We start from the raw sequence: 13,444 nt of genomic DNA, 5'->3' as shown, positions 1-13,444 counted from the left end.
TGGCGGCGGTGCACCGGACGGTGCGGCCCAGTCCTGGTGAGGACTGGGCCGCACTCAGGTCAGCTCAGTTCCGAGATGGTCGTACGGACCTTGGTGATGATCTCCTCGGGCATCGGGGCGTACCCGGCCTCGGAGAGCAGCGCCTGGCCGTCCTCGGACGCGATGTAGGTGAGGAAGGACTTGGTGGCGGGCAGGGTGTCCGCCTTGTTGCCCTTGTCACAGACGATCTCGTAGGTGACGAGGGTGATCGGGTAGGCGCCCTCGGCGGTGGGCTTGTAGTTGAGCTTCAGGGCGAGGTCCTTGCCCGTGCCGACGACCTGGGCCTCGGAGATGGCCTTGGTGGCGTTCTCGACGGTCGCCTTGACCGGCTCGGCGGCCTCGGTCTTGATGTCGACCGTGCTGATGCCGTCCTTGGCGTAGGAGAGCTCCATGTAGGAGATGGCGCCCTTGGTCTCGGTCACGCCCTGGGCGACACCGGAGGAGCCCTGCGCGGACTGACCGCCCTTGGCCTGCCAGGCCTTGCCGCCCTCGTACTTCCAGTTGTCGGGGGCCGCGGCGATCAGGTACTTGGTGAAGTTGTCCGTGGTGCCGGACTCGTCCGAGCGGTGGAAGGCCTGGATCTTGAGGTCGGGCAGCTTGGCGTCGGGGTTCAGCTTCGCGATCGCCTCGTCGTTCCAGTTGGTGATCTTGCTGTCGAAGATCAGGGCGAGGGTCTTGGCGTCCAGGACGAGGTTGTCGACACCCGGGACGTTGTAGCCGACCGCGATCGGGCCGCCGACCATCGGCAGGTCGATGCCCTGGCCGCCGGTGCAGACCTCCTTGGAGGCGGTGACCTCTTCGGGCTTGAGCGCCGAGTCGGAGCCCGCGAAGGCGACCTGGCCCTGGGTGAACGCGGTGATGCCCGCGCCCGAACCGCTGCCCTTGTAGTTGATCACGACGTCCTTGCAGGCGCTCTGGTACTGCGCCACCCAGGCGTCGATCGCGTTCTTCTGCGCGGAGGAGCCGTCGGCCAGCAGCTGACCCTTGGCGTCGCCGCAGTCGATCTTGCCAGCGGCCGGGGTGGTGTCGCCGGTGCCGCTCGCGCCACCACTGGTGTCGTCGGACCCGCACGCGGTGAGGGTCAGAGCGCCGGTGAGGGCGACAGCACCGAGAGAAAGGGCGCGCATCCGGTTCTTGCGCTGAAGCTTCACTTTCGGGAGTTCCTTCCAGGAGCCGCCGTCCACATGGCGGCGTGCGAAGTCGTCGTATCAGCCTCGGGACCCGAACCACTGATGCCTTCGGTCCTCAGACTGCTGTCGCCACGGGCTGCGAGGCCGCATTTCGGTCCACATCCCGCACCGGGTAAGGCCGAAATTAGGCAGATCAGGTGAAGCCGCCAATGGACGGAAGTGAACGGCGAGTGAACCCCTGCCGACAGTGCGGTGAGGTCACGGAACGCTTACGGCCAGAACACGCGAGGATCCCGACACCGCACCTCCCCTCCTCCACTTACTAACTCTCCGCACGCAATCAGCTACAGAGAGAAACCATCCCCAGTTACCCCCAACTCCACGCCCACCAGAACGAGGAAAGGGGAGGGCTGGGGGGGCCGCGCGGGGAGACAGGGGGGCTGTTCGTTCAGCGGTCAGGGGGCGCGGGGCGTTGTGAGAGGGGGCGCGGGGCGGGGCCACTGTGCTGGGGGCGCGGGCCGCGCGAGTGTTCGCACGTGGGGCGCGGGCTGCCGGGGGGCCGCCGTACGGGCCCGCAGAGCGCAAGGGCTATCGGCAGCCCTCAGGGTGCCGGGAGACTGCCGCCAACAACCACGCGCCCTCCAGGGGCGCCGGAAAACTGCCGCGAACTACACCGCGCCCCTTCAGGGGCGCGGGGAACTGCGCGAACAACCACGACGAACCCGCGGCCGCCCACGAACTCGCACCCCCGAGCTATAAGGCGCCCCAGGGGTCGAAGGGACGCAGCCCCTGAGGCGGAGGGCCCCTGAGGCGAAGCGGGGTCGAAGGGGCCCAGCCCCTGAGGCCGCAGCAACGCAAGGGCGCAGCCCTGACCACGGCGAGGGCGGATCCTGGGAACCCGCACCCCACCCACCCCGTCTCGTTCCACGAACCCACGAACGGCGCACCGGGAGACCCACATGGAACGGCGCACATTCCTCGGCGGCGCAGCCGCACTCACCACCACCCTGACCACGACCTCGGCCTGCACCACCCCCACCCCCACCCCCAACGCCCGCGCCACAAACACCTCCCTCCGCACCACCACGACCACAGTCACCGGCACCGCCGCCAACTGGTCCTCCCTCGCCCGAGACCTGGACGGCCCCCTCATACGCCCCGGCGACAAGTCCTGGCCCACAGCCCGGCAGCTCTACAACACCCGCTTCGACACCCTGAAACCCACCGCCGTCGCCTACGTCGCCCACCCCGACGACATCCGCACGACCCTCGCCTACGCCAAGGCCCACGCCCTGAAGGTCTCGATCCGCAACGGCGGCCACTCCTACGCCGGCTGGTCCTCCGGCAACGGCCGCCTGGTCATAGACGTATCGAAGCTGAACAAGATCCGCGCCTCCCAGAACGAGGCCGTGGTCGGCGCGGGCTCGAAGCTGATCGACGTCTACCGGGCCCTGGCCGCGAAGGGCGTCACCATCCCCGCCGGCTCCTGCCCCACCGTGGGCGTCTCCGGCCTCACCCTCGGCGGCGGCCACGGCGTCACCTCCCGCGCGTACGGCCTGACCTGCGACAGCCTCACCCAGGCCACACTGATCACCGCGGACGGCAAGGAACTGATCGCGAACGCCACCACCAACAAGGACCTCTTCTGGGCCCTACGAGGCGCGGGCAACGGCAACTTCGGCGTGGTCACGGAACTCCGCTTCAAGACCCATCCCGCCCGCCAGGGCGTCACCGCGTACCTCACCTGGCCGTGGTCCAAGGCCGCCGCCGTACTGAAGGCCTGGCAGGAGTGGGGCCCCACACAGGCCGACGAGATCTGGTCCTCCTGCCACCTGGAGAACGGCGGCACCCCGACCGTCGCCGTCGCCGCCTTCTCCCTCGGCAGCTACGGCGACCTGGAGAACGCCCTCGACCGCCTCGCCGACCGCGTCGGCACCCCGGCCCGCAGCGTCTCCCTCAAGCGCCGCTCGTACGAGGAGGCCATGGAGGGCTACGCCGGCTGCGGCTCGTTCTCCACCGACGCCAAGTGCCACCTGCCCGGCTCGACGCCGGGCCGCTCCCCGCAGGGCGCGCTGCGCAGGGAGACGTACGCGGCCCGCTCGGACTTCTTCGACCGCTCGATCTCGTCGGCGGGCGTCCAGACCCTCCTGACCCAGATCACCGGGGTGAAGGGCGGAGCCGGCAGCATCGCCCTCACGGCGCTCGGCGGCCAGGTCAACCGGGTCTCGCCCACGGCCACGGCGTTCGTGCACCGCCGCTCCCGGATGCTGGCCCAGTACCTCGCCTCCTGGAAGCCCGGCACCGCCGGCACGACGGCCCAGTCCTGGCTCGACCGGGCCCACAAGTCCATGACCCGCCACGCCTCGGGCGCCGCGTACCAGAACTACACCGACGCGACCCTGACCAACTGGAAAAAGGCGTACTACGGCGAAGCGACCCCCCGCCTGACCACCGTAAAAAAGAAATACGACCCGAACCGCTTCTTCTCGTTCCCCCAGGCGCTGTGATCCGAAGGTGGGAAGGGCCGCAGGCCCTCACACCCCAGGGGCGCGGGGAACTGCGCGAGAAGCCCCACCGGCCGTCGGATGGGGGGTCATAGGGGGCACGGCCCCTTGAGGATGGGACGGGTAGGGGCGGCGGGGGCGAAAAAGATCGGGGGAACCCTCAGGCCGCCAGATCCCGCTCCTCCGCGGACGCCGACTCAACCCGCGCCCCCGGAATCACCGCACGCCCCCCATCACGCCCACGAGCCCGCACGATCCACCCCACACGCCCCGACCGCTCGACCGCCTTCATCAACGGCGTCAGCAGAGCCATGGCCAGCGGCGACAGCAGCAACGCGACCGCGGTCCCGAGCGCGAACCCCCCGATCACATCCGTCGGGTAGTGCACACCCATGTAGACCCGGATGAACCCGCCCAACAGCGCGATGACCAGCCCGACCAGCCCGAACTTCCGGTTGGCGACGAACAGCGCCACCGCCATCGCCATGATCAGCGTCGCGTGATCGCTCACGAACGAGTAGTCGGTCTTGCCGGAGACCAGCACCTCCAGCCCCTCATGATCGAGGAAGGGCCGGGGTCGCTCCACGAACCCGCGTATCGGCACGTTCACCAGCACGGCGACCCCGGCGGCGAGCGGCGCCCACACCAACGCGGCCACGGACGAGGCCGCGTCCTCGCCGCCCCGCTTCCGGACGCCCCACCAGCACCACAGGATCAGCAGCACCATCGCGAAGAGGAGCCCGTACTCCCCCACGAACTCCATCACCCGGTCCAGCCAGTGCGGCGCGTCCTTGGCCAGACCATTGATGTCGTACAGCAGCTCGACGTCGGGATTCGATCCGGATTCAGCGGCCAGTGAGGTAGCGGCATGCGCGGCGAGTCCAGCCATCGTGCTGCGGCCCTTTCGTCATCGTTCTCGCGACCGCACCCGTACGTGCGCCGCGCTTTGCCACCCCCGTGGTGTCCGTAGTGCTTCCGCATGAGCGTCAACGCGCTACGTCAAATAGGAACGCACACTCCTTCTCAATACGTTCCACCCTCCACTGAATGATCACTCAGACGTTATCGAAGAGAGACACGTCTGCGCAGCTCAGGGCAGTGGTTCACGGAGAATTACGGCGCCGTCAGACCGTCGTGGGCAACGCTTTCGCGCCATCTTCGGTGACCCGGGTCGCACCGAAGTAGTCGGGGGTGTCAATCGGGTCGAATCGGATGACGGCCCCCGTCCGCGGCGCGTCGATCATGTATCCGCCTCCCACATAAATCCCGACGTGCCGAATGGCCCGCGAGTTGGTGAGGTCGTCGGAGAAGAACACCAGATCCCCGGGCAGCAGCTCGTCGCGCGAGGGGTGCGGCCCGGCGTTGTACTGATCGTTCGCGACACGCGGCAGCGTGATCCCCACACTGTCGTACGCCGCCTGCGTCAGCCCGGAGCAGTCGAAGCGTCCGCCCTGCTCAGCGGTACCGGTGCCGCCCCACAGATACAGCGTCCCGAGCTTCTTCTGCGCGTACGCGATGGCCCCGGCCGCCTGCTCGCTCGGGTCGACCCGGCTCGTCGGAGCGGCGAAACTCTTCGACAGCGTCGTGATCGTCTTCACATAGTTCTGGGTCTCCTTGTACGGCGGAACACCCCCGTACTTGATCACGGCGTACGCCCCCGCGTTGTAGGAAGCGAGCATGTTCGCCGTCGGATCACCGGGTACGTCCTTCACGTACTTCGCGAGCGAGCAGTCGTACGAGGCGGCCGATGGAATCGCGTCATTCGGGTCCCAGACGTCACGGTCGCCGTCCCCGTCACCGTCCAGCCCGTGCGCGGCCCAGGTCCCCGGAATGAATTGCGCGATCCCCTGCGCGGCGGCGGGGCTCTGCGCCTTCGGATTGAACCCGCTCTCCTGGTACAGCTGCGCGGCGAGCAGTGCGGGATTGATGGCGTCGCACAGATTGCCCCATTTCTGCACGAGCGCCTGATAAGCGCCGGGAACGGCCCCCTTGGCCAGCCCGACGGACTTTCCGCCGATCCCTGCGGCGAGATTCCCGGCGACCAGATAGACACCCACGACCAGCACCATCACGAAGGCGAGCCCGGCGCTGCCGGCAGCGATCACCACGATCCACGCCTTACGCACCGTCAACCGCCCCTCACCGCGCGCCAGTCCACCGCCAGCAAGTGTAGAGGCGGCCCGCTTTCTTAGGAATGATCACTCGACGGCGCCACAGTCGACCCACAGCAGTTTTCCGCCCTGTGAGACACCGAGGTCGTTCCGCACGGACACGCCCCGCCCCTCGGAGCAGGCGCGCACGAGCTGCAACCCACGCCCAGACTCGGCGTCGAGGTCGACGGGCCGGACATCACCCCCTCCGAACCCCACCGGCACCCGCCAGTCCCGGTCCCACACCCCCACACGCAGCCGCCCGCCGATCTCCAGGATCCGCAGGGCGTACTCACCGGCAGTGTGCCGATGGGCGTTACTGAGCAGCTCGGCGGCCAACAGCTCTGCGGTGGGGGCGAGTTCGGAGATGTCGTGCACGGAGAGCACGGCCCGCAGAGTGGCGCGCCCGACACCGGGAGACCGGGGATCGCGAGGGAGGCGCAGCGTGTAGTTCCAGGACGGGGATACGGTGGCCATGGAAGTCTCCGGTTACTGAGGGGAGTTGGTCGGATACAGCTCCTGAGCCCTAAAGTAGCGGGACAGAGTTAATACATTCACCAACTCTTGATAATCCCGTTCACTGCCACCCGTGTGGGTGACCAGCGGCGGCAAGGAGGTCCACGGCCCCGTGAGGACCAACCCGACGGGCAGACAACTCCGCTTCGGTGCGGAGCTGCGCAAACTCCGCGAGCGGGCGGGCCTGAGCGCTACGGAGGCCGGTCAACTTCTCGGCATCAAGCAGACGCAGGTCAGCAACATGGAAGCCGGACGCGTGGGAGTGAGCCCCGAGCGCCTGCGCACGATCGCCTGCCACTACGACTGCTCGGACAAGGCCCTAGTAGAAGCGATGGCGGTCATGGCGTCCGAGCGGAAGCGTGGCTGGTGGGAGGAGTACCGCGAGCTGCTTCCGACCCCGATGCTCGATCTGGCCGAACTCGAGCACCACACCAAGTCGGTACGCGAGGCCACCACAGCCCGCGTCCCCGGCCTGCTCCAGACCCGCGAGTACGCACTGGAGATCTTCCGCCAGGCGGTCACCGAACTCTCACCCCCCGACATCGAGCACCGGCTCTCGTTCCGCATCAAGCGGCAGGCAGTGCTCTACCGCGCGGACGAACCCACGTCGTACCAGGCGGTCATCCACGAGGCAGCCCTACGCATGAAGGTCGGCGGCCCCACTGTGGCACGACAACAACTGGAACACCTGCTCGATCTGAGCGATCGTGAACACATCACCCTGCGAGCCATCACCTTCGACGTCGGCGCCTACCCAGGATCGGGGCAGTCGATCTCCTACGCGCACGGCCCCGTACCGCAGTTGGACACCGTCCAGCTCGATCAGTCGCACGGCGCGGTGTTCCTCGACGCCGAAGCACAGCTGCACAAATACCGAACTCTCCTGGACCGGATCGAAGCTGTGGCCCTCAGCCCGGACAAGACCCGCGACCTGATCCACGACGTGATGCGAGACCTGTGAGGAAAATACCCATGACCTCGTCCTGGCAGAAGTCCTCCTTCTGCTCCGAAGGCAACTCCTGCGTGCACATATCCACCGGCCCCGCCGACACCGTCCTCATCACCGAATCCGCCGACTCCACCGGAGCCGTGCTCAACGCCACCCCGACCGGATTCCGCGCACTCCTCCACGCCCTCAAACTCGACAAGGACCCTTCCCGTGTCTGACATCCCCCCAGACCTCGACTGGATCCGCGCCGCCCCCGACGACGCCACCGGCCCCGGCCCGTGGATCGAACTCGCCTTCGGAGCCGGGAACGGCGAGGACGACCCGGAAGCCCCCGTCTACATCCGCGAGACGAGCGATCCGGACAATGTCGTGACAACGAACCGCCGGAAGTGGGACGCGTTCGTACTGGGAGTCCAGGCAGGCGAGTTCGACCACTTCGTGGAGGGGGTCGAGGGATTCGAGCCGACGGTGCGGCAGCCGGAAGCCTGAGCAGAGCGACACCGGGCGGCGGACCGGCATCGCACGTCGCCGCCCTCCGACCCCTCAGTAGACCGAGCAGGCTAGAGAAGCTCGAAGATATCTTCGGTCCGAAGCCCGGCCCTCGGCGTCATACGGCTCATGGCACCGGCCTCCACGATCAGCAGATCCGGCAGCCACTCCTCGTAGGAGCGGACCTGCCCCACGACCCCTGCCGTGCTGGTGCGCTCCCCGAGCCGGCCCACCAGCCGCCGCAGGTCGTCGAACTGGTCAGGATGCACCTCCTGCCGCACCGTCAGAGCCCACCCCGGCTCCCGCCCGCACAGCTCCCCCACCTGGGCGCCGCCGACCCGCCGGGCCGCCCCTCGCTCGGCCAAGAGCGGGTACTCGTACCCGCCTTGTCCCTCTCCGTCACCGTCGTCTCCGTACCTGTCGTTGCCTCCCTCGCCCAAGTGCCAGCGCAACAAGGTGAGCTCCTCGGCCGGAAGGGACGCAGGAAGATCGAGACTGAGCTGAAGCTCGTAGTACCCATGCCGGAAGGCTAAGAAGGTTGGGGGAAGAGCCGCTGCCCTCAGGACTTGAACCCGATCACCCCGAACCCGGGTCGCGACGCCGCGTGCCGCAGCCACTGAAGGACCTGCATGACCGCCTCCACGACTTCCGGCTCCAGCGGCGGCGGCTCCGCGCCCGCCGCTTTCGTCTCTTCGAACTGCTCCAACGCCCGGAGACACTGCTGGTGCCGCCACTCACCGCAGCCCGGCATGTACGTCGACGGCAGGGGGGCCGGCAGACCGCCGTACCCGAACTCGTCCACGGACACCGCGGTGATCCCGAGTGCGCTCAACCCCTCGTCGACCACCGACAGCCAATCGCCGCGATGCGGGGTGAAACAACTGTTGTCCAGGAACGACCCCGTGAGGGAACACAGCCGCTTGTACGCATACCCGTACTGAAAGGCATGCTCCTTGTCGTCACCCTCACCGAACGGCCCCCCGTGCACGACGGCCCGCAACGCCTCGTACGCCGTCGGCGCCCCGTCCTCGATCTCGGACGCGAACCACTCGTCGTCCCGCGCCAGATCGTCCCCGAAGTCGCTCCGCACGACATCCAACAACTGCTGGTCACCGGACCCGACCAGCGCCTGGGTCGCAGCCACGTCCAGCAGATACACACTCAGAGAAGAACTCATGCCCTCAACGTAGCCGCGGCCACTGACAGCACCTCAGCCAGAGCTCAGATCTCGAACTCGCCGACCCAGGACCGCTCCAGCAGATGCTTGGGCAGGTACTCGGATTCGACCGTGATCGCCATCCCCACGTCGTGGGCGAGGCAGGTGACGGCCAGCGGGCCGAGGGCCACGGTTCCGCTGATGGAGCTCCGCCGCTCCTCATCCGCGTTCCAGTACTCCTTGTGCAGACGGAGCGCTTGGACAAGCGCTGTGTTGAACTGCGCCTCGTCCCGCTTGAGGAACTGCAGGAACAGGTCGAGTGGCGGATAGAGGATCTTCAGCATCAGTTCCCGGTCGGCGACCCGGAGACGGTCCGGGTCGGTGCCTTGGAACGCAGCGGTGAACTTCTCACCGAGGCCAGGCCGTTCGGTCCAGTACGCCTGCAACGCGTCGACCCAGTCGTAGATGTACTCGTCGTACACCGCACCCGATGCCCGCAGCAGGTCGACCGGTACGTCGCAGAGCTTGGTCATCCGGTCCTGGTCACGGCATACGATCGCCAGCCAGAACGCGGTGATCCAGTTACCGGCGTCGGTGAAGTGCTGGGCACCGATAGCGGGCAGTACGCGCGGCTCGTGGGCGATCCGGCACTCCACGGATTCCTCCGTCGTGACGGCCGCCGCGAACAGGGCCGAACCGACCTGCATCGCGGCCACCCAGGCCTCCCAGGTTTCGGACCTGTCGGCGGTGGGGTCGTGGAGGCAGTGCAACTCCGCCGTGCTCAGGGCACTGCTGAACGTCAGGCCGAAGCCGTCGGGATACTCCGAGAGGTCGGCGATGTCGTCAAGCAGTCGTCGGTCGGAAGCCTTGATGAAGCCGGTCGGATCGCCGGACGGAGGCGGGTCAGCGCGTGGCACACGGGTGATCATCACTGGCTCCTGGGCTTGCCGATGTTGAACTGTTCCATCTCATAGCCAGCATATTTGCCACCCTGAGTGGCGTCCGCCTTGATCAGAACGTAGTCCACCTGGCCTCTGACGAACGCCTTCCGGAGCTTGCCCGCGAGTTCCGCTTCGACAAGGTCATTGACCTTCGCGGCCCGCTTGTCCATTTCATTCAGGATCGTCTCGAAGTATTCCCGTGTGCCCTGCTCCACACGATTTCCGAGATGACTCGTACGTTCGCCGACCCCCGCCTTGAGTGACCCCTTGGCTTCGACGACGACATAGCCGCCGCCGGGCCTCTCATAGATCTGGTCGAACCTGTTGTTACCGAAAGCCCCGTCATCGACCCGCTTCGCGCCCGGATAGCGCTCCGGTATGGCGTGATGCTCCGCAACCCGCTCACCGAACAACTCACTCTGCTTGAGCATCGCACCGTGCAACGGGGAGTGCCTGGCCTCCGCCGCGTCCATCGCCGCCTCCGCCTCGGCGGTTCGGTGCTTCAGGTACTCCTTCTCCGCAGCGGTCAGCGACTTCTCCGCCGCCTTGTCGGCCACGATGGCGTCGCGACGCGAGGTCGCCCATTCGTCGAGACGTTTCAGCACCCCGCTGTCGACGTTCTTCCGGCCCCCCACCCCGTGCGGATTGGGGTCTATGTACCGTGCCTGGATCGCGGGCGGCAGATCGCTCTTGGAAATCCACTTGGTGGGATCCGCTGGATCCCGGACCAAAATTGGCAGACGCTGTCCGAACACCTCAGCCGAGGCGGATCTGCGGTAACCGTTGGACCGGTAATGGTCCTTGAACCAGCGCGGATCGTTGTTGGCGAGATCCACATGTCGTTGCATGACGGCACGCGCGTCCGTCTGTTGGACACGTCCCGAACGCGGCTCGCCTCCGCCGTCGGTCCCCTCGTCCGCCCTGGCGCCTGTGGACACCTCGTCACCGGGCCCACCCGCCTCATCACCGGTCCGCCCGAGATCGTCCAGCCAGCCGGACCCGCCCGAGCCACCTGACCGCGGCGGCAACCCATCGCCGCCCCGACCGCCGCCCGTGGTGATGCTGTCTCCTCCACGGCCGACGGCCCCGGCGCCGTCTCCCACACGGGCCCCGACAGCCGCGGTCTCCCGCACACCCGTCGCCCCTGGCGTTCGATCCCCGTGTCCCACAGTCTCCCCGGCCCGCTGCTCCGCCGTCCGCTCGTGCCGGATGTTGTCCAGGGACTCCCGTACCGTCCCGTCCGCGTTGTGCATGACCAGGGTCTTGGTGTCGAGGTAGACGACCTCACCCTCGGGGGTGGTCATGCGGACGGAGTTCTCGGGGGTGAGGCCGGCCGGGAGGTCGTCGGCGAGGTTGGGGGTGTCGGCTATGCGATACGTGCCTTCGCCGAGCCGGATGTGCGTGCCGTCGGTGATGCCACGCAGCCCGGCCATGACGTCACTGATCTTGACGGCGGTTCCGCCGATGCCCTTGGCGAGATACGTCATCGGGTCGACGATCCGCCCCGCCTTGCCCGCGAAGGAGATGGCCTTCGCGATCGCACCCGCCTTGCCGGTCGCCGCGACCGCCCCGCCCGCCCCACCCGTGAAGACGGTCGTCAGGACGTTGAAGGTGACCGCCCCGGCGGCCCGGGAGGGGTTCTTGCCCCACTCGTCGTACGCGATCAGCGCCTTGCCGGTCTCCACGACGGCGGTGCGGGAGTCGCGCAGCCAGGAGGGGAGTTTGTCGGCCGGGGTCAGCCAGTACGCGGCGCCGAGCGGCGTTCCCGTGATCAGGATGCCGGTCGCGAGTTTGCCGAGGCCGACCCACGCCTGGCCCGCCGCGTCCCAGCCGTTGAAGCCGACCAGCGTGCCCAGGCCCTTGATCGTGCCCCACACGCCGTCGACGACGAAGCCGACGGTGAAGTCCCAGGCGTGCTCGTGGAAGTAGTACCAGGGATTGGACTCCTCGACGACGTCGCCCCAGGGCAGGCCGGCGGCGTTGTTGAGATCCTCGGCGCGGTAACCGTACGTGTTCTCTTTGTCCGTCCCGTCGCCGACGGCGAGCGGCTCGCCGCCGACCAGCGCGACGATCTTGTTGTAGCAGGTCCGCTCGGCTGCCTGGAAGGCCGTCCAGGCCGCGTTGACCGCGTTGCGGCGGGCGGTGTTCTCGTCGATGAGGTCGCCGTCCGCGACCCAGTCCTCGTCGTCCGCGACGCGCCGTTCGAACGCCGCCGCCTCCTCACGCAGCGAGTTCAGCCGGTCCACCAGCGGCCGGACCTCGGCCGCGTAGTCGAGCAGCGCCTTGGAGACCGTGCCCAGCTCGGTCTGCAGGTCCTGCCCGGCCGCCGCGACCGGCGCGGTCGTCGCGAAGAGCTGGTCGGCCTCGGGAGCCTTGTAGAAAGGTTCCAGCAGATTGAAGTTGGCGTCGATCAGCAGCCCCGCCGCGCCGACCGCCATCCCGTCGAACGCGATGTCACCGGCGTCCTTCTCCAGTTGCTCCAGATTTCCCGTGAACTCCGGTATCTCGGCCGAGACAACGGGCCTGTCCTCGCTCACGCCTACCCCCGTGGACGCCTTAGCAGCAGATACGTTCCCTCAACCCGGCCTTCCGCCCGCACACCTGACGCCGCGACACCGGAACACCCGGTCGATCATTTGTACCAAAATTGCGATCGCGATCCCATGCACTTCTGGCCAAAGCTCGCCCTTCAGGGACATCCCCGCCCCCACACACGACCCTTACGTCCCCATCAGGCACACTCGAACCCACAAAGAAGGGGCGAGCCAGGGTCGACATCCCGTCAGAAGCGGGACGGGCCCAGCCTCCTGAGGTCACAGAAGGGGAATAACGACGGAACCACACCACAGGTTCCGCTTGATCCTCATTGCCCGGCGTGACCTGCCGTGATACACAGAGTGACGATACGACCCTTCGTTTACCGTTCCGCGCCCCCCGTTAGGGTCCCGCGCGGGCCGGCGGCAAGGGATCCGTACGAAACCCGCCAATCAATGACGCCAAGTCGACATACGACAGCGTCATTGTCGGCGAGAATGGGCCCGACCTCTGCGCAACCGCGCGGAGGCGTGCGGAGCGGACGCCGAGGCGTACGTGCCGCACACCAAGCGCACAACAAGCACAGACACACAGGCACACAGAACTACCCACTAGGGGCGGTGACTTACATGTTCGTTGCGGCCGACAAGGGCGACATCACCACCATCATCGGCGGAATCGCCCCTGACTGGGGGCCTTTCGGCGACCTGGGCAACGAGGCACGCGTGATGATCGAGGTCGTGATGGCGGTCGCCATCCTCCTCTGCCTCGGCATCGCGATCTGGGGTGCGGCCAAACAGCGCATCGGCGCGACCGCCCTGCGCGACACCTTCAGCGCCGAACAGGGCAAGGGCCTCATCATCGCCGGCCTCACCGGCGTCTTCATCATCGGCTCACTGGGCACGCTCTTCACCATCGTGTACGGCATGGCCGTGTAGCGCGGCCGCCGGCACCCGCCCCGGCCGGACCACCGGCCTCGCCCGGTTCCCCTCCCACCCCACCCATCCGTCGTGCCCACCGGCTGAGGTTGCGTTT

General features: G+C 67.6%; 13 protein-coding genes. 5 read left to right on the top strand and 8 right to left on the bottom strand.

The features are described from left to right. Positions 1-59: 59 nt before the first annotated feature. A complete protein-coding gene (gene pstS, locus ACZ9QC_RS22475; protein WP_472914763.1) occupies positions 60-1,190 on the bottom strand; it encodes a phosphate ABC transporter substrate-binding protein PstS in 1,131 nt (376 codons plus the stop codon). 938 nt (positions 1,191-2,128) lie between these two features. Between pstS and ACZ9QC_RS22470 the strand changes: the two genes are divergently transcribed. Beyond that, entirely contained in the window at positions 2,129-3,676 is a 1,548-nt protein-coding gene (locus tag ACZ9QC_RS22470; protein WP_472914762.1) for an FAD-binding oxidoreductase, read from the top strand. A gap of 157 nt (positions 3,677-3,833) precedes the next feature. Here the strand turns inward: ACZ9QC_RS22470 and ACZ9QC_RS22465 are convergent, their stop codons facing one another. From ACZ9QC_RS22465 to ACZ9QC_RS22455, 3 genes are all read right to left on the bottom strand, one after another. After that, positions 3,834-4,562, bottom strand: a complete 729-nt coding sequence (locus tag ACZ9QC_RS22465) for a phosphatase PAP2 family protein (RefSeq protein ID WP_184892285.1) — start codon at positions 4,560-4,562, stop codon at positions 3,834-3,836. A gap of 235 nt (positions 4,563-4,797) precedes the next feature. Continuing rightward, a complete protein-coding gene (locus tag ACZ9QC_RS22460) occupies positions 4,798-5,805 on the bottom strand; it encodes a C40 family peptidase (RefSeq protein WP_316727445.1) in 1,008 nt (335 codons plus the stop codon). Between the two features lie 66 nt (positions 5,806-5,871). Continuing rightward, entirely contained in the window at positions 5,872-6,300 is a 429-nt protein-coding gene (locus tag ACZ9QC_RS22455; protein WP_472914761.1) for an ATP-binding protein, read from the bottom strand. Positions 6,301-6,451: 151 nt separating this feature from the next. Here ACZ9QC_RS22455 and ACZ9QC_RS22450 point away from each other — a divergent pair, with 151 nt between their 5' ends. From ACZ9QC_RS22450 to ACZ9QC_RS22440, 3 genes are read left to right on the top strand one after another with little or no spacing between them, the layout of a single operon-like run. Then, on the top strand, positions 6,452-7,300 hold the full coding sequence (locus ACZ9QC_RS22450) for a helix-turn-helix domain-containing protein (RefSeq protein WP_472914760.1): 849 nt from the start codon (positions 6,452-6,454) through the stop codon (positions 7,298-7,300). Between the two features lie 11 nt (positions 7,301-7,311). After that, positions 7,312-7,506, top strand: a complete 195-nt coding sequence (locus ACZ9QC_RS22445; protein WP_472914759.1) for a DUF397 domain-containing protein — start codon at positions 7,312-7,314, stop codon at positions 7,504-7,506. Then, complete coding sequence (locus tag ACZ9QC_RS22440; protein WP_472914758.1) at positions 7,499-7,777, top strand: DUF397 domain-containing protein; 279 nt, start codon at positions 7,499-7,501, stop codon at positions 7,775-7,777. Before ACZ9QC_RS22445 ends, ACZ9QC_RS22440 begins: the two co-directional genes overlap by 8 nt. Positions 7,778-7,848: 71 nt before the next feature. Here ACZ9QC_RS22440 and ACZ9QC_RS22435 read toward each other — a convergent pair whose 3' ends face one another. From ACZ9QC_RS22435 to ACZ9QC_RS22420, 4 genes are all read right to left on the bottom strand, one after another. Beyond that, complete coding sequence (locus tag ACZ9QC_RS22435) at positions 7,849-8,229, bottom strand: hypothetical protein (RefSeq protein ID WP_472914757.1); 381 nt, start codon at positions 8,227-8,229, stop codon at positions 7,849-7,851. A gap of 107 nt (positions 8,230-8,336) precedes the next feature. Next, complete coding sequence (locus ACZ9QC_RS22430; RefSeq protein ID WP_472914756.1) at positions 8,337-8,954, bottom strand: DUF7691 family protein; 618 nt, start codon at positions 8,952-8,954, stop codon at positions 8,337-8,339. 44 nt (positions 8,955-8,998) lie between these two features. After that, positions 8,999-9,862: an immunity 49 family protein gene (locus ACZ9QC_RS22425; RefSeq protein WP_472914755.1), complete on the bottom strand. Its 864-nt coding sequence runs from the start codon at positions 9,860-9,862 to the stop codon at positions 8,999-9,001. Beyond that, a complete protein-coding gene (locus tag ACZ9QC_RS22420) occupies positions 9,862-12,411 on the bottom strand; it encodes a hypothetical protein (protein WP_472914754.1) in 2,550 nt (849 codons plus the stop codon). Before ACZ9QC_RS22420 ends, ACZ9QC_RS22425 begins: the two co-directional genes overlap by 1 nt. A 627-nt stretch (positions 12,412-13,038) precedes the next feature. Between ACZ9QC_RS22420 and ACZ9QC_RS22415 the strand changes: the two genes are divergently transcribed. Continuing rightward, complete coding sequence (locus ACZ9QC_RS22415) at positions 13,039-13,347, top strand: hypothetical protein (RefSeq protein WP_033525053.1); 309 nt, start codon at positions 13,039-13,041, stop codon at positions 13,345-13,347. Positions 13,348-13,444 lie beyond the last annotated feature (97 nt).

Source organism: Streptomyces sp. HUAS MS02, from assembly GCF_055702265.1.
The sequence above is the reverse complement of the archived record's forward strand: the minus strand, read 5'-3'. Positions and strand labels throughout refer to the sequence as shown.